Here is a 19,082-nt window from a genome sequence, read left to right on the forward strand (position 1 = left end):
GTTGCACAAGGTACTACTGAAGATCCTCGATTTTTTTGGCACGCCGCTTTGCTATTTAGCACTGGGTGTTGCAGTAGCCATCTGGCATTGGCAGTTTGGGGTCGGGATGATTTTTGCATCGGTGCTTATAGAACTGATATGCGCGATAGTGAAATTATTGACACGTTTCGAAAGGCCTGCGCCTCATCCTTTTCCGCGCACGACATTGTACAGCCACTACGATGCATCCAGTTTCCCCAGTGCGCACACCGCGCGGATCGCAGCTTGTACGGCCATGCTGTATTTCTGTGTTCCTGATGTTCGCCTGGGGCTGGTTGCACTTGTTTTGACCGCGGGTGTGGCATACAGCCGTGTTGCTGGGCGGCACCACTATGTACGGGATGTGGTGGCCGGGGCGTTACTGGGGGCGGGCACCGCATACCTTCTGAATGGATGGATTGAAAGGTTATGGCCATGAAAGGGCTGGTTGTTGTGACAGGGTTGCTCGAACTCATGCGTTTTCGCTTCCATCTTTCTTTTATTACTGTGATAGCAGGGGCACTGCTGTTTGCTGAACAGCTGTCTAGCGGATTGTTTTGGCAACTACTGCAAGTCTATCTACTGTTTAATGTGCTGCTTTATGGCGGAATTTATTGCTTTAACGATATTGTCGATAAACGCGCTGACGCCGCACATCCCACTAAATGCCATCGGCCATTACCCTCAGAGCGGGTAAGTAGCACCGTGGCCGTTTTTTTTGCGATAGCCTTGATCGCAGCCGCGTTTGCGATCTCATGGAAAGTTAATCCAAAACTGGTGCCATTCTTTGCTGCGTTTCTCGCGGCTAATATTGCCTACAGCGGTGGTTTTAAACAACTTCCTTATGTTGGTTTGAGCATGATTGCGCTGACCCATACCTTAAGATTTGTTATGGGGGCTATGGTGGCGGGCGTCGACGTTGGTTGGCCATTTATCACCGCATTCTATGCGTTGCTCTACACTATTTCATTCACCATACACGGGCTATTTAATGTGACGGTGGCTCATCGTAAGTTCTATCCTGGCAGCCTGTTATTGCTGGTGCAGGGGCTGAGCGGTGGTGTGATGATGCTCGCCGCTTGGGGAGCCGATACCGTCAATTTCAGTTGGATGATGTTGTTCAGCATTTATCTGATCTTCGTGGTTTGGGCCGGAGTGCCTTCGTGGAGACCAACGCTTGCGTTTATCTTTATGGCAAAACCACAACAATAGGAGGCAGCCTGTGCATGTACTGATGGTATCGGATGTCTATCTGCCCCGTATCAACGGTGTATCGACTTCAATACGGACCTTCCGTAATACACTGGCTACTCAAGGGATTAAGGTTACCCTTGTTGCGCCTCAGTATGCCGATGAAGCTGAAGAGTCGGGGGTGATACGTGTGCCTGGCCGCCCCGTTCCTTTTGATCCCGAAGACCGTTTGGCCAATTGGGCGGCGATGCGTGATACGGTTGCACGACTTGCTCCGTCTGTTGACCTGATCCATTTACAGACGCCATTCTTTGCACATTATGCTGGCCTGAAGGCAAGCAAAGCATTCGGGCTTCCCGTAGTGGCCACCTACCATACGCTGTTTGAGGAGTATCTTGGGGGATATATTCCATGGATGCCGAATAGCTGGTTGCGTGCGTTGGCGCGTAGAATTTCGTGCCGTCAATGCAATGCGCTTGATGCGGTGATCGTTCCATCGCTGGCCATGAGTGAACGTTTAAGCCGCTATGGTGTGGTCACTCCTATGCATATAGTGCCGACAGGTGTGCAAGTTGAACGTTTCGCCAAAGGCGATCGCGAGCATTTTAGAAAACGCCATGGCATTGAGATGACGCGGCCAATGCTGTTGTTTGTTGGCAGAGTGGCGCAAGAGAAGAACATCGGCTTTTTACTACAGGCGTTGCAATATGCCCTACGTTCTCTCCCTCAATTGCTTCTCGTGGTTGCGGGTGATGGCCCAGCGTTGCCAGCATTACGCGCCCAGGCTGAAATGCTGGGGTTGACTAACGCAGTCCAATTTATCGGCTATCTTGATGGGGAGCACGAATTGCCGGACTGCTATGCAGCGGCGGATGTGTTTGTGTTTTCGTCGCTGACGGAAACGCAGGGCCTGGTGCTCTTGGAAGCCATGGCTGCCGGCTTGCCTGTGGTTGCTTTATCAAGCATGGGGACAACGGATATCTTGGCCGCAGGTCTGGGAAGTATTTCACCGGAGGCTGATCCCCAGGTTTTTGCTAAGGCGCTCCTTGATCTCTTCGCTGATCCCATATGGCACAGGCAACTGCGCATTGAAGCATTGGCATATGCTGCGGAATGGCCAGACACGGCGAATAGCGAAAAATTGGCGCGGCTGTACCAAAATCTACTGGATAGACCGCGTTGACAGTGAGCTACCACCGATTTCTTTTGTACTGAACCGCCGCATAACGGGGGATGCTTAACCCTAACTCTCTGAGGCAGGGTTGGTTTGGTTACAGCAGTCAGCCACGGAAAATTAAGGAAGGGAGAGATTGGTCAATTAAACCTGCTTTAGAGCAGGTTTTGGCGTCTCTGGAACTATAATTTTTATCTGCGATGGTAAGATTTGCCGTGTTGCACAGCAGTTCAAGTGTTTTATATGCGTATTCCAGAAAATGACATAAAACCAAGCGACATTAAACCCGCGGTCATAAACACACTACCTAAGCCACGTAATCCTTTCGGTATATCTGAATACTTCATCTTTTCACGAATCCCTGCCATTGAGATTATGGCAAGCAACCAGCCGATACCACATCCACTACCGTATACAAAAGACTCTGTAAACGTGTATTCACGCTGTACCATAAAGATGGTTGCACCAAAGATTGCACAGTGGATTGTCAATAACGGTAAGAATGAACCCAGGGCGTGATACAAGACGGGGAAATATTTATCGATGATCATTTCAAGGAGCTGAACTAACGCAGCAAGCACGCCGATAAACGTAATGAAGTCGAGAAAACTCAGATCTACACCATCAATGATGGCATTCGCTCTAAGCAAGTGATTGTAGATGAGGTTGTTCAGCGGCGTAGCGATAGCTAAAAGCAGTGTAACGGTAATACCCAGTTTAAAGGCGGTATCAACCTGTTTTGATACGGCTAAAAAGGTGCACATCCCTAAGAAAAAGTTAAGAGCCATGTTCTCAACAAAAACGGCGCGTAAAAAAATGCTTAATAATTGTTCCATGTTGTTCTTTCTCTTAGTCTTTTTGAAATTATAACATATGATTACATCTCTTGTATTGCATTTCTGGCACTGGCGTATTGATAGGCCAGTATTCATTTTAGCGAAAAAAGCGCCAAGTAGGATAGGGGAGTGATGTCCTGAACCTCGCTGAAGATGTTTGGTGCAGTCTACTTAATGACTTTACCATGAGCGAAAGCGGCGGGACCTTAGGGCTCCGCCGCTTAAGAGGGATGTTAAAAATGATCTCTACCTGGGGCTTGTTAGCTGTTCACATATTCTAAAACAGAGGGTTCATGTTTCTTTTTACTCAGCGTGAAATACCCGAAGAATATAGTGAGGATGACGATGCCTGCCATGAGAAAGAAGATAGATTGATAGCCAATTTTGTCGAACAGTTGCCCGATTGGCAATGACAGAACGATAATACCAATCGAACTGGCAATGTTAAAACCGACCAGATACATCGTAGAAGACAATCGTTTATCAAAGTTAGCCACACTGAATTTAAATACGGAGATGACGAATAGCGGAACCTCCAACGCGTGTAGCATTTTGATAAAGGAAATGATGTAGATATCGGTAAAAATTGCGGAGCCAAGAATACGGCATGTCATGATTAGGCCGCCGAGCAACAGTGCTGATTTAGGCCCAATGCGATTAATCAGGAATGGGATCAGAGCCATACCGATGGCTTCCAGAATAACCTGGACGGAGTTCAGGTAGCCATATACGCGCGGTGCCATTTCTGGGTTCTCAAACAACCCTGCGTAGAATACCGGAAACATCTGTTGGTCATAAATATTATAAAATGACCATGTGCCTACAACAAAAATGACAAAGAACCAAAACTGGCTGTCTTTGAAGATGGTAATAAAATCCTGTTTGGTGAGCGTGCTTACCTGTGAGCTCGCCACTTTCTCGTCGTTACCTTCTGTTTTAAATAACAGATTGACGATTAAAAACAACACTCCCATCACGGAGACACACCAAAAATTGATATGCGGATTAATACTGAAGAAAATACCGCCGACAAATGTCCCAACTGCGTATCCCAGGCAACCCCAGAAGCGTGCGGTACCAAATTCGAAGTTAAACCTGCGGCTAATTTTTTCTACAAAGCTGTCCACCAGCCCATAACCCGCCAGATAACCTAGGCCAAAAAACACCGCCCCCAGCATCATACCGAGTTTAAAACTAGAGATTAGCAGCGGTTCATAGACGTAAATAAGAAAGGGGCCACTTAGGGTTATCACAACACCAATAAGCCAGATTAACGGTTTACGGGTTCCCAGTTTATCTTGTAGAAAACCATAGGCAATCATAAAGATCATACTGAAGAATTGGTTGACGGAATAGAGCATTCCTACTTCCGTGCCGGATAAGCCCAGTTTGTTCTTTAACCACATGGCATAAAATGACCACCATAACGACCAGGCAGCAAAGAAAAAGAGCAGATACCCGGATGAATAGCGGTATTTATCATTACTGAACGGCATGTTTATTTTCATTTATTTTCCCAATCCAGAGTTTTTTCAATATTTATTGGCAGATGTTACTTAGGTATATCTGAATAATCTGATATGAGGGGTTATTAATATGACCTCATACCGTAAGATATAAGGAAATATCTACCGAGCTAATACTTCTACCTGTAAGGGCATTTGTGTATGAATGAAGGAGGTTAGCGTGTCCTTGCACGGCATGGTTTTTAACGCTCCTTTTTGCGTGGTAGCCAAGGCACCGCATCCGCTGGCTAATTCGACCAGGGTGGATATTTCTTGGTGGGTCGTGGGCCAGCCGTGATCGGCCAGTGCTGCAAGCAGCCCCGCCATAAAGGCATCGCCTGCGCCTGTGGTATCTACGCTGTTAACCTGGTAGCCGGTAAAACATAACAGCTGATTCTGCCAGAAAATCATCGCGCCACGGGAACCACAGGTGACAATTTTTAAGCGAGCGGAAAAGCGTTCCAAGCGCTGCCGTGCAGTGGCGAAATCGTGGCTTTGCGTTAACCAATACCATTCTTCTTCGGACATTTTCAGAATATCGGCACTTTGCGCAAAGCGATGGATCTCACTGAACATCTCATCGCCATCGTTCCACATCTGTTTACGCACATTAAGATCAAAACTCAGTATGCCCTGAGCCGCGTGAATGTGTTCTATGGCCTTGCTCAAGGTATTACGGCAGACAGGCGAAACTAATGCCAGAGAACAAAAGTGCAAAATGCTGGAATGAAAGTCAGGTAAGGCATCCGGGCTTAAAAACTGATCCGCAGAAGGGTTAACCAGAAAATCAAAATGACGTTCACCGTGTTTATCCAGCGAAACCAGCACCGTGCTGGTGTGGCGCCGATCGTCGAATTCTATATGCTTGGTATTAACACCCGCAGTGACCAGGGTTTGTTGCAGGAAATGGCCGAAAGTGTCGTTACCCACCCGGCCAATAAACCCGCTTTGTTGACCGAGTATGGCAACACCCGCAGCAACATTGAACGGTGCGCCGCCTGCACAGGCTTCATATTGCATATTTTCGATGGGCAATAAATCAACTACTGCATCACCAAGTGTCCAGATAATCATATTTGTTCTCTGATGTTGTTTTCACCATGGTAAAAGTAGATTTCATGATGGAGTTTCTGTTATTCAACCTGCACTTTTCCAAGCACTTGCCTTAATAAATAATATTCTTGTCAAATTGATTGCTATCAAAGTTGCCTCTGCGGCAGACATGCCGATGTGTTGCCAACATCTCGCCGGTTCATCTGACTGTATTTTTAAAAAGATAACGTTAACACTTGTCAAAGTCCTGATAAATGATCAGGACATGCGATGTTAATCACAAAAGTTAACGTTAACATTGTGGTTGTGTAATTGACCTCTCATTTTTGCTGAAATTCTTTAATACCTGGGAATGGCACTGTGATCTGGAATTGAAAAATGAAGATCCTGGGGAGTGACAGGCGGCAAAAGTGTAGCAATCTTATCGGGGTAGCCTAAACCCCAAGCCTCTAGGAAGCTGGGGTTTTGGGGTGTTTCTCACCAATAGCCTTACCGTGGAGTTTGTGCGGTATGCATTTGGGGAAGCTGGTTAGCGTTATCATTCACTTCGACCACCAGAGTGCATTCACTACGCCGTATCTGGATGCGCAAGCCGTGGGTATCCCGGTTTACCTGCATTTCTGTCAATGGCTGTTTGTTATCAAAATCCCACACGCAAATAAACTCAGCCTGTGGCTGATGGCTGCGCAGTATCAGATAACTCAAATCACTCACCGCTGGGTTGGCAGGTGCGGAACCTTGCCACAGCATGGCATTGCCGTGAAGCCACAAGGCTTGCCCTTCGCGTGACACAGCAAAGTGGCGCGGCTGGCTATTGATAAGCGGGGTAACCAGGGCATCACGCATGACCGTCAATGGCCCATGCGAACTGAATGGCGCCATGTTTCCTGTTGCATCCAAGGCTTTACCCGGCAGATGCAGCGTCCAGTCCAATTGCTGCTGATGCGGGTTGGCTATGGTGCTGATGTCAATCAGAGCCCCTTCCAGCCACAGCAGACGGCGGCGAAAATGGATATCGCGGTAGGCGTGGCTATCCCACTCCACTCGGGTATGGCTGTCCAGAATCGGCGGTGCTTTCTGCCAGTCAACTGCGGTATCCAGCCAGCAAAATGCTGCGCTTTCGTGATAATGCAGCACCTGGGGAATGGCGGGGGGGTGATTGCTCTGGTTTACCGTCAACGTGTTATGAGTAGCGCTGTTTTTGTAGTAGGCATAGTGCATTTTGGCGCCATACCCGGTGGTGCCGAGATCGGGTAGGATCTCTTTGCCCTGGTTGAACAGAATCAGGTTCAGCCGATCGTAATGATCGTGCTCGCCACCATAGGGCGTATGCTTCAGCAACAGTGCTCGGCGTTTGGCCGGGTTCCGCCAAATGGTGAGCCCGCAATCCGGTGCATGCAAGTGTTGCTGAGGGATCACCTCCAAGGGCTGCGTGGGCAGGTCGATACCATATAACAGCGCGTCAATATTGGTGCGCGGCGTATCATGGTACATTGCCTGTAGCGCCGCAGCGTACTCTTCATCCCGGTAGTAATACCAGGCAAATTCATAGACATCGCTATGTTCAAGTTTTTCCTGACCATAAATGCAGTCATTAATGCGTGGAAAACTGCCATCCGGCATCAGCAGTTGCAGCGGGAAACTGAGCATTTTGCGATAGAAAGGGGTATCCAGCAGGCTCCAGCGGCTGCCTTTTGCCAGTTTTTCGAACGCCAGAAAACCCTGTAACGCATAGAAGTGATAGTGGATCGAACCTTCGAACCATAGCCCTTCTTCAAACAGCCCATGCTCAAGCTGATAGCGCAGGCCGTAGGGTTGATTGACCGCGAACTCCAACAACGTGTCATCTTGCAGAATGAACCCCAGCACCCCAATGGCGCTGCCGATCTTCACTTCATGGTTATGCAACTGCGGTGTGCGGTGAGCCATCAGGAATTCTGCACCACAGCGCAACAAACGAGTAGTAATGTGTGTGCGCTGCTCCGGCGGTAACGCTTCGGCGATGCAGTCATAGCCTAGTGCAAAATCGAGCAGACAATTAGCCTCACACAGGGTCTGCGCATTCATCTTGCCCGGCCCGTTGTAAGGAATATCGCCATGGACCTCATACTCGGGATAGAAGGTGGCGTAGGCGGTCAGAATCGCCGTGACTTTATCCAGGTATACCGCTTCACCGGTCAACTGCCACAGCAACCCTAATTGAGAGCAGGCTTTGGCATTGAGGCCGTTCATCTCGCGCCACCAGGCACCATCATAGGGTTCACCGCTAAACTGATGGCCATCTACCGGGCAGCGATGGTGGGTGGCGCAATTGCGCTCCCACACCAGCCGCACACCGTGTTCTGGGCAGAAATAATAGAGATTCCAGGTAGCTACGGCGGTTTCTGGCACCTGAACCGGCGTATTGAGCACCACGGCGTTTTGCGCTTTCAGGTGCTCAATCACCTGCGGCTGCTGAGCCGCTCGGTTCTTCAGGAGAATAAGTTGTTGCGTGGTGAACTGCTTCATCGCTTTAAATCCTTATTCCCGATCATCAGTGTTTTAATGGGGTGATAAGCGTTGTGATATCATCAGGATAACTTGCCACCAGCCACTGTGCTTTTTCGTTGAACAACTTGTCGTCGGGCCAGGTGCGAGCCGCGCTCACCATATTGACCAACGCTTTTTTGCCCTCCATTTTGTCAAGGTCTTTCCAGGGCCATGGCGCATCGCTGTTCACAAACCCGGCAATGTAGCTGTAGCCTTTGCGCAAACTGTGGTCATCAAGAGAAAAGTTCCATACGTCCACCCCTGCCACTTCGCCCAAGCGCCCCAGTTTGTTGTAGGCCTCAAGGTGGAAATTGCTGTAATGCCACGGACGGGTGCGCTCAAGCTCTGCCATCTGGCGGCCTTCCATATCAAAATGGGAAGGAATGCGCCGCAGTTGAGTGATTTGCAGGCGTTTTTTCGCTTCAGCAATATTGCCACTGAACAGAGCAAACGACGCGGCCTGTAAATCGAAATAGGTGCCGTGATTGTTGTGCCAGTTATCTTCTTCAAAGCCGTTTTGGCTGGTGGTCATCCAGTGGTAAAAATCACCGTACCATTGTTTGATTTTCTGGTACTCATCATCGCTGATGACGTTAGCCGGGCGCAGCAGTTCAACGGCATCAATCACCTCAACTAATGCCCGGCTATCAATCAGCCCGATGCCGCGCCCATCATTAATACCTGGGATCGCCTGAGCATATTGCAGGTTCGGGTTCATGCGGGTTTGCGGGTTGATAAACCAGTTAATCAACTGATCGCGGGCCTTTTCGGCGTAGGCCGGTTTTTGGCTGAATTGCCAGGCTAACGCCAGAGTCCAGACATCGTCACTCATGCTGTTCAGGCGTTTTTTATCGGTAGCGTCGCTGTTGGCATCGGGGTTGGTTTGGCCGTCTTTGCGCAGATAAGGCAGCCCGTCTTTTTTGCTGGGATCAGGCCACCAGTAGGGGGGAAAGCTGTAATAGTCATGTTTATCGCCGCTGGCGGCGGTCAGGCTCTTATCCATCACGGAATACAGCGGTTTGGTGAGCGCTTTATCTGCCTTGGCGATGAGTGTGTTATAGGCACCGATAAACGCCGGATTCTGTGCTGCCACCTGCTGTTGGCTGTACTGCAAATCGTCAAGTTTGACGATCAGCGGGTGCGCATCTGCCGCAGATGACTCGGTAACGTGCAATAAAGCGGCAATGGTCAGGGCCAGCAAGGGTAAACGGGGCAATAAAGCCATTTTTATCGGTCGCATAACTTTTCTCCATTCAGCAGAAAATAAATAAGGCTATTAATTTTCGGGCAGCAAACACTTGCTAACAACGAAGTTAGAAAATATTTCTTGATGCTTTTGGGTGTTATTTATTCCCGAAGGAAATGAAAGTGAAATAATGTTTCATGGTTGTGATGGCGCAGTGTAAGAGACCAGATGATTTTTTTTGTGATGCACCTCAAATTTAAAATCGATACTGAAAATAACCTTAAAAAATGAGTTATAAATCACGTAATTTACTATTTATCAATATTTTTTTATTTTTCATACAAAAGTTAATATTTTTTATGCTTTTGATTTTTAATTAAAAATTAAAAATGTCACTTCTTTTGTCACTTTTTGGTGTGATCCAAAGCAAGATTTATGGTGTTGAAACACGATTTCTTTTTTGCACCATTGTTTTTAAAAATGGCATTCGATTTAATGGTTCGGCATTTCTTTAAAATATAACTCATACCCTAAATGGTTCGAGCGATAGGGAAACTAACTTCTCTGTTACTTGAAATATGGCAGGTATAACTGGGTTCACTCCATTTTCGTGATAATCAAACCTCTTAAAAAGGATGTGAATAAAAATGTTTACGACAAAAATTAAATCCTTATTACTGTTATCCGCGCTCGGCTTAGGTGCCGCCCAGGCTTATGCTGCTGAAACTCTGAATATCTGGATACGTGCCAGCAACGATTCAAAAAACATCTACAAGAAAGAAGCAGAAACCTTTGAGAAAAAAACCGGCATAAAGATTGAGTACTTCAATGCCACCACGGACTTTGAACAGCGCCTGGCTCGGGCTGCGGCGGGGAATGCTTTGCCGGATCTGATTTTTAACGATGCGGTGGCCATCGGCCAGTTTATCCAGCTTGGCATCGCTGATGAGATTGACCCAAAGAGCATTGCCGGGCATGACAATATTTATCCACTCGCTTGGGAAAGCACCCGCTATACCGATGGCAAACACTATGGGGTGCCGACTTCCGCTCAGACCTTTGCGCTGTTTGTACGCAAAGATTGGCGTGAAAAGCTGGGGATAGCGCAGCCAAAAACCTGGCAAGACGTGGCAAAGCTGGCGCAAGCTTTTACCACGCAGGACCCGGATGGCAATGGCAAAGCCGATACCTATGGCTTCATTCTGCCAGCCTCTACCACGCGGGGATATGCCAGCTGGTTTATGAGCGCGTTTCTCTGGCAGGCCGGTGGTGATTTCATTCGTGAATCAGGGCCAGGCAAGTTTAAAGCCACGTTGGATGAACCCGCAGCCACAGAAACATTGCAGTTCATGCGCAACATGTTGTGTGAAAAAGTAGTGCAGCCAGGGGCGATCAATGCCACTACGGCAGATGTGATCCCATCTTTCCGCTCCAGTCAAACCGGTATGTTCTTCAGCGGGCCTTATCATATTGCGCTGTTTGATAAAGATCCGGGTAAAGACACCTTCGAAGTGGTCGCGATACAGGGGCCGAAGAGGCAGGCCACGCTGGCGGAAGGCACTACGGTGTTCCTGATGAAGAGCAGCCAGAAGAAAGAGGCGGCCCGTAAGTTCATCGAATTCATGATCTCCCAGGAAGGGCAGGAGATCGGGATGGGTAAAGGCAGCAGCAGCATACCAGTGGTGCGCTTGCCGGTGAACAAACAGGTGGATACTCAGGCGGTTTATGACGATCCGCGTTGGGCCACTTTTGCTGCACTGTATGCAGAACAAGGTCGTTATGTGCCGCAGGTGCCTAACTGGACGCCGATCCGCCAGATCACGGCTGATGGCTTCAACCGCATTCTGGCGGACTGCAACGGTGATATTGCCGCTGAGTTGCAAGCCACTAATCTTAAAGTCAACGCTGAACTGGAAAAGCAGAAGGTGCTGGCGATGTAATGCCCTATACACCAAATAATTCCAGTTGCTTGTAGGCAACAACCCTGCCCGGAGCAGAGTTGAACGCCGTTGGCAGCGGCCCCAAAGGGGCGAGGCTCATGGATGAGCCGAATATTGAGCGCAGCCGACATCCAAGTGACTTGAAGTATGAAGTGTATAAGCGCCGCTCAGTGCGGCACTGTATTCACTCCTTTAGAGCGATGATAATCATGTTAACTTCCCGCCAGAAACGGAATCTGGTGCCGTGGATCTTCCTTGCCCCGGCCCTGATCATTTTCACCTGGTTTAAATTTATCCCCATGTTGCAAGGCTTGGTGATGAGTTTTTATAAGGTGAACTTTAATCAAGCGAACGAGTGGGTGGGGTTTGCCAACTTTGCCCGTGCCTTCGCGGATACCGACCTGCATTCGGCGGTGTTCAATACTTTCCTGTATGTGATCGTCACCATGGTGGTGGCGGCGGTATTGGCCTTTTTCCTGGCGATGCTGCTCGAAGGCCCGGCGCGCCATCTGCGCTTTATCCGAACCGCGATCTTCCTGCCCGCCGTCACCAGCGCGGCGATTGTTGCTGAAATGTGGCGCATCCTGTTTAACCCAACGCCAAACGGGGTGATCAACCAGGTACTGAGCTGGTTCGGCGTTGCCGATCAAGGGTTCCTGGCGAGTACCGATCAGGCGCTGTGGGTGATCATGCTGCTGCATATCTGGAAAGCGGTGCCCTATAACATGGTGATCTTTATCGCCGGGCTGGCCGGGATCAGCCGCGATTTGTATGACGCGGCCAATGTGGACGGGGCCAGTTGGTGGAACCGCCTGCGCTACGTAACGCTGCCCGGTATGATCCCGGCGCTTTCGGTGGTGCTGATGCTGTCTTTCATTCGAGGTTTCCGCGTGTTTGCCGAAGTGTATGCCACAACCGGCGGCGGCCCCTCCAATTCCACCGAAATGATCATGACGCACATCTATAAGCTCGGCTTTGAGCAGTTTGATTACGGCTATGCCTCGGCGGTGTCGTTCCTGTTATTTGCTTTCACCGTGTTGCTGACCCTGTGCCATCTCACGTTGAAAAAGCGCATCACCCGCTATTAAGGAGCCAATTATGTCAAGTAAACGTTGGGATGCCGTTGGCCGCTGGGTGATCTACGCGCTGTTGCTGGTGGTGTTTGTTGGCCCATTCTGGGGCATCGTTGCCACCGCGTTCAGTGGCGCACCGGTCAAACCGGGCGAATTGCTGGCCTGGCCGAACGCCTTCTCGTTAGAGAACTTTATCTTTGCCTGGCAGGAAATCGGCGTTTGGCAATATCTGCTGAACTCGATGGTGGTGGTTTTCTTCGGCACCATTTTGCAGGTTTCCGTCAGTGCGCTGGCCGCCTATGCGCTGGCACGTAAAAAGTTTATCGGCGTATCGCTGGTCAGCCTGGTGATCCTCTCTACCATGATGCTGCCGGAAGAAGTGATCGCCATTCCGCTGTATATGATCATCAACTGGCGGCTGCCGGTCATCGATGCCTCTCTGTATAACAGCTACCTTGGGATGATTATGCCGGTGGTGGGCTGGGCATTCTCCATTTTCGTGTTAAGTGAGTTTATGGCGGCTATTCCAAAAGAGTTGGAAGAAGCGGCGCGCATTGATGGTGCCAATGAATGGCAGATCTTCTTCCACGTGATCCTGCCGCTGGTCAAACCGGCTCTCGGCACCGTGGTCACCTTCGGTTTTATCATGATCTGGGATCAGTATCTGCTGCCGCTGATTGTGGTGAATCAGGACAGCCTGAACACCATTCCGGTGATCCTCGGTACGTTGCGCACCGACGAAAGCATTACCCCGAATATTTTTATTGCCATCACTTTACTGGCGATGCTGCCCAGCATCATCGTTTACCTCGGCCTGCAAAAACATTTCAACCGCGGGATTATGTCCGGCGCTGTGAAAGGATAAGGAGTGACACATGGGTTCCGTTGTCTTGAGTAATGTCTGTAAATCTTATGGCGATACACATGTCATCAAAGATGTCTCTCTGACCATTCCCGACGGCGAGTTCTGCGTGCTGGTCGGCCCCAGTGGTTGCGGTAAGTCAACGTTGCTGCGCATGATTGCCGGGCTGGAAGAGATCACCGGCGGGCAGGTGGCGATCAATGAAAAAGACGTCACCGACGTTGAGCCTAAACTGCGTGATATTGCCATGGTATTCCAGAGCTACGCGCTCTATCCGCAAATGTCGGTGCGGGAAAATATGGGCTTTGCGCTGAAGATGGCGAAGCTGCCGAAAGAGGAAATCAATCGCAAGGTGGATGCGGCGGCGGAGCTGCTTGGGCTTGGTGTGCTGCTTGATCGCCTGCCGAAAGATCTTTCCGGCGGCCAGCGCCAGCGGGTGGCGATGGGGCGGGCGATTGTACGCAATCCGCAGGTGTTTCTGTTTGACGAACCGCTCTCTAACCTGGATGCCAAATTGCGCACCCAGGTACGCGGCGAGATCCGCGAACTGCATCGCCGCCTGAAAACCACCTCGGTGTATGTCACGCACGATCAGATCGAAGCGATGACCATGGGGCAGATGATTGTGGTGCTGCGTGACGGGCGGATTGAACAGGTTGGCAGCCCGCTGGAACTCTACGATCGCCCGGCCAATCTGTTCGTTGCCGGGTTTATCGGCTCACCGGAAATCAACCAGTTAAAAGGTGAAATTGTGATACAGGGCGATGAAACCTTATTGCGCTTGGCGGATGATTCCCGGCTGCGCCTGCCAGAGGGATTGCAGGTGCAGGCCGGGCAACAGGTGGTTTATGCCATTCGCCCGGAGCAGGTCAACGTGGTGAATGCCGATGATCAGCGCGGTGCGCTGAAAGCCACCATTACCGCGATCGAAAACACCGGTTCGGATATGCAACTGTTTTGCAATACCGGCGGCGGGGCGTTTACTTCGGTATTCAAACAGCGCCTTGATGTACAGGAAGGGGAAACGGTGTGGTTGCAGCCCAAACTGGCGGGTATTCATATTTTTGATGCCGAGAGCGGGCAACGCGTACCAGGCTGTGTTGGATAAGATAAGGATAAGAATGAAGTTATATACCCTGGATGCTGCCTGTCTGGAAAATGCTCGGCACCGATTGCAGCAGCCTTTTTCACCCTTGCAGGCCGCGCTGGCCCGGCTGGTCAGCGAAGCCGACGCTCTGCGCGGCCAGCCGCTGGAAACGGTGGTACACAAAAAGCTGCGCCCGGTAAGTGGCGATCCTCATGATTATTACAGCTTGGGAACCTATTGGTGGCCGAACCCGCGCCGGCCCAACGGCTTGCCCTATATCCGGCGCGATGGGCATACCAATCCGCAATGCCAGAATAATGATACCGACACCACGCGGGTGATCCGCATGTGCGAGCGCTGCCTGACGCTCGGGCTGGCGTGGTATTTCACCGAGCAGCGCAGGTATGCGCTGGCGGCAGCCGAACAGATCCGTTGCTGGTTTCTCAATGCCGATACCCTGATGAACCCGCACCTGAATTATGGCCAGGCGATACCAGGCATTGTGTCCGGGCGCGGCACTGGGCTTATCGACACCCGCCTGATGTGGATGGTGATCGACACCATTGGCCTGATAACTTCTGCAAACGTGTTGGATACCGACGATATTATCGGGCTGCACCAGTGGTTTCGTGATTTCAATCACTGGATGTATCACAGCGAGGTCGGCCATTCTGAATACGTGTGGCATAACAATCACGGCACCTGGTATGACGCGCAGCGTGCGGTGAACGCCTTGTTTTATGGTGATAAAGGGTTGGTGGCGCGAGTGATTCAGCAGGGCATTACCCAGCGCATGGCGGCCCAAATCGATCAGGATGGCAAACAGACCATGGAGCTGGAGCGGCCGGTGCCGTTCCATTACTCATTGTTCAACCTGGAAGCACATCTGTTGCTCAACCGCTATGCGGAGCACGTCGAGTTTGACCGCTGGAACGAGATGCGTGATGGCAGAAGCGTTAAGCTGGGGATCGATTATCTGGTGCCGTTTATTGCCGAGCCGGATTTATGGCCGTACAGCGATTTACAGGGGATTGTTTGGGACAGCGCACTGCGCCTGCTGCTGCAATCCATCCGGGGTTATCCGCAAGAAACCCGTTATAAAACCGTGCTGGCAACGTTCCCCGCAGAGACGCTCAGCTTGCAGGAACAACTGATGTGGTGTTGTTAGCGGGAGGAATAGGGTTTCTTTTGCATCATGCTGTTACTGCTGACAGAATCTGACAGTGCGGTCATGCAGAATACTGCGTGACGGTTAGCAAACCTGCAACTGAAAGTATGACAGATAGACACAAAACACAGGGAGAAAGGCGATGACAGAACGTACCGGAGGATGTGCGTGCGGGGCAATCAAATTCAGGATCACGGCTCCATTTATGGGGGTGGGTGTATGTCACTGTACTGATTGCCAGAAAGCGACGGGGGGAGCGCCGAATTACGTTGCCCTTGCGCCGGAGGCTTCTTTTGAAATCACGCAAGGTGAAGTTAAGGTTTATCGCAGCAAAGGGGACAGCGGCAAGGAAGTGGGGCGCGCTTTCTGCCCCGAATGTGGCACACCGCTCTGGAGCAAACCTGCTCCGTTTGTGGCGGTTAAACTCGGAGCCTTGGATGACAATGCGGATCTGACGCCAAACTTGCATTTGTATACTGCGTCGGCGGCACCTTGGCACCTGATGCACGAAGGGATACCGGCTTTCCCTAAAATGCCGCCGCCTTTACCACAAGGCGAATAACGCACATTAATCATGCGAGCAGCAGGGAAAACGGCAACTCGAATGATAGTGTTGCTCAAACAGAGCCAGCGTGATGTTTCATGCTGGCTCTTAATATTGATGCTCAGGAAAACTTTTTCGCTCCGAAGACGCAGACCAACACACCGGCCATGACGGCGAGCATCGAAAGTTGAACGGTTTCATGCAGTATCAAACCCGCCAGCGCCAGGCCAAAAAAGGGTTGTAGCAGTTGTAACTGACCAACAGCGGCAATACCGCCCTGCGCCAAACCGCGATACCAGAAAATAAACCCAAGCCACATGCTGAACAGAGAGACATAAGCCAAAGCTATCCATGCGCTGCGGCTGACTATTGGCCAGATACTGGGGGCTGAAAATACGGTGACGGCAGTCGTCAGCGGTAAAGCGATCGCCAGCGCCCAAGAGATAACCTGCCATCCGCCGAGCTTGCGCGTAAGCACCGCACCTTCTGCATAGCCCAGGCCACAAAGTAGAACCGCAGCAATCATTAACACATCACCAAGCCATGAGCTGCCTGAACCTTGGCTCAGTGCAAAACTGCCCACGCATAGGCTGCCCAACAGCGAGAATAGCCAGAACGCGGGTTTTGGCCGTTCTCCACCGCGTATCACGCCAAAACAGGCGGTTGCCAGCGGAAGAAGGCCGATATAGACCAGCGAATGTGCCGAGGTGGTATGTTGCAAGGCGAATGCCGTTAATAAAGGGAAGCCAATCACCACGCCGAGAGCGACAAAAATCAGCGGTAGAATTTCGTGCCTCTGCGGGAGTTGCTGTTTTATCATCAATAGCGCGCCAATGGCCAGGAAGCCCGCAATGGTCGCTCTTATGGCAGTCAAGAAAATCGGGTCGAATTCAAGCACCGCTACGCGCGTTGCAGGCAAAGAACCACTGAAAATCAGCATGCCCACAAAACCATTGATCCAACCCTGAGCTGGGTTATTGAGATTTCTGGTACTGACAGCCGCGATGGTATTTCCCGTATTCCCATTCATTCTGATACCACTCCATTTTTTTATAGTTAATGGTTTTCAAGATGCAGATGCTCCTTGTTTCTACCAGAAACTGCCTGGCAGATAACGGTAAAACAATACCGTATTTTCCAGGTTAAGTGGTTTGGAGATATCGCTGTCATATTTACGTTGCTGGTGGGGGGATTCAGTGAGCCCGGAAGATGTAACCCGGGCATCAGGATGGATCTTAAATCTATCTATAAATCTGACCATACGGCCAGTTCATAACCATCTGGGTCAATAAAATGAAATCTGCGCCCGCCTGGAAATGAGAACACTGGTTTGACTATCTGAGCCCCCACGGCTTCCAGGCGTTTTTGCGTTTCCTCAAGCTGTTCTGTATACAGAATAACCAAAGGCCCACCTGCGGGTTTAGGCTCACTCAGCGTGGTTAAACCGCCACATAGCCTCCCGTCAGTAAATTCACAATATCGTGGCCCATAAACGGTAAACTGCCAGTTGAACACTTCCCCATAAAATTTTTTTGAGCGTTCAATGTCGCTGACGGCAAATTCGATGTTATCTATGCAGCCATGCTTTCTCTGTGAATCCATCACATATTCCTTCTATTAGTTCAGCCATAGCCGCTCATCCGGTAAGAAATAACGGCTACCAGTAAAACACCGGCAATATTTTACTGAATAAAAGACGGTCAATCTTTGCGCCTTATCAGGAAGGAAGCTTCACGTTTCATGGCCATTTGCGCTGGCCTTAGTTAAACGTGACCAGCATTTCTGTTGAGGCATCAACGGGGCCGGTCGGTAAACTGGTGCCGCCGGAGCACAACCGCCAGGTGATCTGATTATTGAACGCTTTGGCAGTTTCTGCGCTGGCGATACTTCCCACTTTAAGCTGAGTATTATCAAACGGAATGCCGGTGGTGCCATTACAAGCTCCACTACCGGTTATGCCGTTATCAATTTCCCCGGTGATATAGCCACCGCCTTGGGTCAGTGCCAGGCGGGTAGGCGTGGCCGAATACAGGCCGCTGATAGCACGGAACTGGACGTTGATGTTGGCATTAATCCGATCGGTATCCTGTGAACAGGATACCGTCAAAGGGTAGGTCAGGCGTGCCAGTTCGCTTCCCGCTTGGGTATTACGCTGCACGCCGCCAAAGTTGATATTGGTGGTGGTCGCCACCGTGCAGATTAGGGTAGAGATGCGCAGGGTGATTTCGCTTGGCAGAATCTGTTGTGTTAAATCGTAGCCTGCGACGTTCTGATAACTGCCGGCATACATGGGCGGAACGGCGACTTGTCGGCTGGTTTGCGTACCATCAGCCACCATCACCCAGGTTCCTGCTATCTGAACATTCCGCCTTACGCTGGTGCTGTAGAAAAACTCTATTATGGTGGTGCGTGGGGGTAAGCACCATTCCCGGGTACCACTGTAAACGGGGCCGGTGATGACATGCCCTGAACTGGTTCTTCCCTCCGTGATGGGTAGCCCTATGGTACCAGCAAGTGTTTCCTGAACACCGGTGTTTAAGGTGTATGTTGCATTTGCGGTCGCTCTGGGAATCAACCCTACCCCAGGCGCAATTTGCAATGCCTTGTAACCCGCGATCGTGGTGAGTTTTGACGTCTGGAGGCAGGCTGTTCTTATATCGGATATCGACGTGAGCCCGGCATATGGACTGTGTCTCTGGCCACCTATATACCCGATCAAAGAGGCACTAAACGGCATCCCTTCCCATACGATCCCACTATTTTTACCGATGGTGATAGTTTCAGCGGCCTTGGGCGCAGGGGAGGAGATAAGTGATAGAGCCAGCACTGCCAGCAACCGCCAAGTGCTGCGATGATCCCCGTTGTGCCGGGAGTGGAGTTGTGTTTGCATGGCTTTTATATTCCTGTTTTTACGTT

The 19,082-nt window shown here is 50.4% G+C and carries 17 protein-coding genes; 9 read left to right on the forward strand and 8 right to left on the reverse strand.

Annotated elements, in window-relative coordinates:
- Position 1 precedes the first annotated feature (1 nt).
- Genes Z042_RS24580 through Z042_RS13730 form a run of 3 tightly spaced genes read left to right on the forward strand, consistent with a single transcriptional unit; the run spans position 2 to position 2,392 of the window.
- Positions 2 to 457, forward strand: a complete 456-nt coding sequence (locus Z042_RS24580; RefSeq protein ID WP_024914061.1) for a phosphatase PAP2 family protein — start codon at positions 2 to 4, stop codon at positions 455 to 457.
- Positions 454 to 1,230 carry a UbiA family prenyltransferase gene (locus tag Z042_RS13725; RefSeq protein ID WP_167336761.1) on the forward strand — a complete coding sequence of 259 codons (777 nt, stop codon included), beginning with the start codon at positions 454 to 456 and terminating at the stop codon, positions 1,228 to 1,230. Before Z042_RS24580 ends, Z042_RS13725 begins: the two co-directional genes overlap by 4 nt.
- Before the next feature lie 10 nt (positions 1,231 to 1,240).
- Complete coding sequence (locus tag Z042_RS13730; RefSeq protein WP_024914059.1) at positions 1,241 to 2,392, forward strand: glycosyltransferase; 1,152 nt, start codon at positions 1,241 to 1,243, stop codon at positions 2,390 to 2,392.
- Between the two features lie 230 nt (positions 2,393 to 2,622).
- On the opposite strand, the gene nqrE is transcribed toward Z042_RS13730, so the two are convergent.
- The 5 genes from nqrE to Z042_RS13755 form a co-directional block, all read right to left on the reverse strand.
- Positions 2,623 to 3,219: an NADH:ubiquinone reductase (Na(+)-transporting) subunit E gene (gene nqrE, locus Z042_RS13735; RefSeq protein WP_024914058.1), complete on the reverse strand. Its 597-nt coding sequence runs from the start codon at positions 3,217 to 3,219 to the stop codon at positions 2,623 to 2,625.
- A gap of 260 nt (positions 3,220 to 3,479) precedes the next feature.
- On the reverse strand, positions 3,480 to 4,727 hold the full coding sequence (locus Z042_RS13740; RefSeq protein WP_024914057.1) for an oligosaccharide MFS transporter: 1,248 nt from the start codon (positions 4,725 to 4,727) through the stop codon (positions 3,480 to 3,482).
- Between the two features lie 120 nt (positions 4,728 to 4,847).
- Positions 4,848 to 5,798 carry an aminoimidazole riboside kinase gene (locus Z042_RS13745; RefSeq protein ID WP_024914056.1) on the reverse strand — a complete coding sequence of 317 codons (951 nt, stop codon included), beginning with the start codon at positions 5,796 to 5,798 and terminating at the stop codon, positions 4,848 to 4,850.
- A 468-nt stretch (positions 5,799 to 6,266) separates the two neighbouring features.
- Complete coding sequence (locus Z042_RS13750; RefSeq protein ID WP_024914055.1) at positions 6,267 to 8,285, reverse strand: heparinase II/III domain-containing protein; 2,019 nt, start codon at positions 8,283 to 8,285, stop codon at positions 6,267 to 6,269.
- 25 nt (positions 8,286 to 8,310) lie between these two features.
- Positions 8,311 to 9,531: an alginate lyase family protein gene (locus Z042_RS13755; protein ID WP_024914054.1), complete on the reverse strand. Its 1,221-nt coding sequence runs from the start codon at positions 9,529 to 9,531 to the stop codon at positions 8,311 to 8,313.
- Positions 9,532 to 10,139: 608 nt separating this feature from the next.
- Between Z042_RS13755 and Z042_RS13760 the strand changes: the two genes are divergently transcribed.
- From Z042_RS13760 to Z042_RS13785, 6 genes are all read left to right on the forward strand, one after another.
- The gene (locus Z042_RS13760; RefSeq protein WP_024914053.1) at positions 10,140 to 11,432 is read left to right on the forward strand and encodes an ABC transporter substrate-binding protein; all 1,293 of its coding nucleotides are present in this window, start codon (positions 10,140 to 10,142) and stop codon (positions 11,430 to 11,432) included.
- Positions 11,433 to 11,635: 203 nt separating this feature from the next.
- Positions 11,636 to 12,520 (forward strand): carbohydrate ABC transporter permease, encoded by an 885-nt coding sequence (locus tag Z042_RS13765; protein ID WP_024914052.1) that lies wholly within the window; start codon positions 11,636 to 11,638, stop codon positions 12,518 to 12,520.
- A gap of 10 nt (positions 12,521 to 12,530) precedes the next feature.
- Positions 12,531 to 13,370, forward strand: a complete 840-nt coding sequence (locus Z042_RS13770; RefSeq protein ID WP_024914051.1) for a carbohydrate ABC transporter permease — start codon at positions 12,531 to 12,533, stop codon at positions 13,368 to 13,370.
- Positions 13,371 to 13,380: 10 nt separating this feature from the next.
- Positions 13,381 to 14,475, forward strand: coding sequence for an ABC transporter ATP-binding protein (locus tag Z042_RS13775; protein ID WP_024914050.1), 1,095 nt, complete (start codon positions 13,381 to 13,383; stop codon positions 14,473 to 14,475).
- A gap of 13 nt (positions 14,476 to 14,488) precedes the next feature.
- Positions 14,489 to 15,622, forward strand: coding sequence for an alginate lyase family protein (locus tag Z042_RS13780; protein ID WP_037407278.1), 1,134 nt, complete (start codon positions 14,489 to 14,491; stop codon positions 15,620 to 15,622).
- A gap of 142 nt (positions 15,623 to 15,764) precedes the next feature.
- Positions 15,765 to 16,184 (forward strand): GFA family protein, encoded by a 420-nt coding sequence (locus Z042_RS13785; protein WP_024914048.1) that lies wholly within the window; start codon positions 15,765 to 15,767, stop codon positions 16,182 to 16,184.
- 103 nt (positions 16,185 to 16,287) lie between these two features.
- On the opposite strand, the gene Z042_RS13790 is transcribed toward Z042_RS13785, so the two are convergent.
- The 3 genes from Z042_RS13790 to Z042_RS13800 form a co-directional block, all read right to left on the reverse strand.
- On the reverse strand, positions 16,288 to 17,196 hold the full coding sequence (locus Z042_RS13790; RefSeq protein ID WP_045784794.1) for a DMT family transporter: 909 nt from the start codon (positions 17,194 to 17,196) through the stop codon (positions 16,288 to 16,290).
- Positions 17,197 to 17,411: 215 nt separating this feature from the next.
- On the reverse strand, positions 17,412 to 17,768 hold the full coding sequence (locus tag Z042_RS13795; RefSeq protein ID WP_024914046.1) for a VOC family protein: 357 nt from the start codon (positions 17,766 to 17,768) through the stop codon (positions 17,412 to 17,414).
- 157 nt (positions 17,769 to 17,925) lie between these two features.
- On the reverse strand, positions 17,926 to 19,056 hold the full coding sequence (locus Z042_RS13800; protein WP_024914045.1) for a hypothetical protein: 1,131 nt from the start codon (positions 19,054 to 19,056) through the stop codon (positions 17,926 to 17,928).
- Positions 19,057 to 19,082 lie beyond the last annotated feature (26 nt).

Origin of the sequence: Chania multitudinisentens RB-25 (genome assembly GCF_000520015.2) — a bacterium.
Taxonomy (GTDB): Bacteria; Pseudomonadota; Gammaproteobacteria; order Enterobacterales; family Enterobacteriaceae; genus Chania; species Chania multitudinisentens.

Coding starts and splice junctions, on each gene's coding strand:
- Z042_RS13775 (WP_024914050.1), top strand. CDS start 13,381: ATGGGTTCCGTTGTCTTGAGTAATGTCTGTAAATCTTATGGCGATACA.
- Z042_RS13785 (WP_024914048.1), top strand. CDS start 15,765: ATGACAGAACGTACCGGAGGATGTGCGTGCGGGGCAATCAAATTCAGG.
- Z042_RS13795 (WP_024914046.1), bottom strand. CDS start 17,768: ATGGATTCACAGAGAAAGCATGGCTGCATAGATAACATCGAATTTGCC.
- Z042_RS13790 (WP_045784794.1), bottom strand. CDS start 17,196: ATGAATGGGAATACGGGAAATACCATCGCGGCTGTCAGTACCAGAAAT.
- Z042_RS13725 (WP_167336761.1), top strand. CDS start 454: ATGAAAGGGCTGGTTGTTGTGACAGGGTTGCTCGAACTCATGCGTTTT.
- Z042_RS13740 (WP_024914057.1), bottom strand. CDS start 4,727: ATGAAAATAAACATGCCGTTCAGTAATGATAAATACCGCTATTCATCC.
- Z042_RS13760 (WP_024914053.1), top strand. CDS start 10,140: ATGTTTACGACAAAAATTAAATCCTTATTACTGTTATCCGCGCTCGGC.
- Z042_RS13745 (WP_024914056.1), bottom strand. CDS start 5,798: ATGATTATCTGGACACTTGGTGATGCAGTAGTTGATTTATTGCCCATC.
- nqrE (WP_024914058.1), bottom strand. CDS start 3,219: ATGGAACAATTATTAAGCATTTTTTTACGCGCCGTTTTTGTTGAGAAC.
- Z042_RS13800 (WP_024914045.1), bottom strand. CDS start 19,056: ATGCAAACACAACTCCACTCCCGGCACAACGGGGATCATCGCAGCACT.
- Z042_RS13780 (WP_037407278.1), top strand. CDS start 14,489: ATGAAGTTATATACCCTGGATGCTGCCTGTCTGGAAAATGCTCGGCAC.
- Z042_RS13770 (WP_024914051.1), top strand. CDS start 12,531: ATGTCAAGTAAACGTTGGGATGCCGTTGGCCGCTGGGTGATCTACGCG.
- Z042_RS13750 (WP_024914055.1), bottom strand. CDS start 8,285: ATGAAGCAGTTCACCACGCAACAACTTATTCTCCTGAAGAACCGAGCG.
- Z042_RS13755 (WP_024914054.1), bottom strand. CDS start 9,531: ATGGCTTTATTGCCCCGTTTACCCTTGCTGGCCCTGACCATTGCCGCT.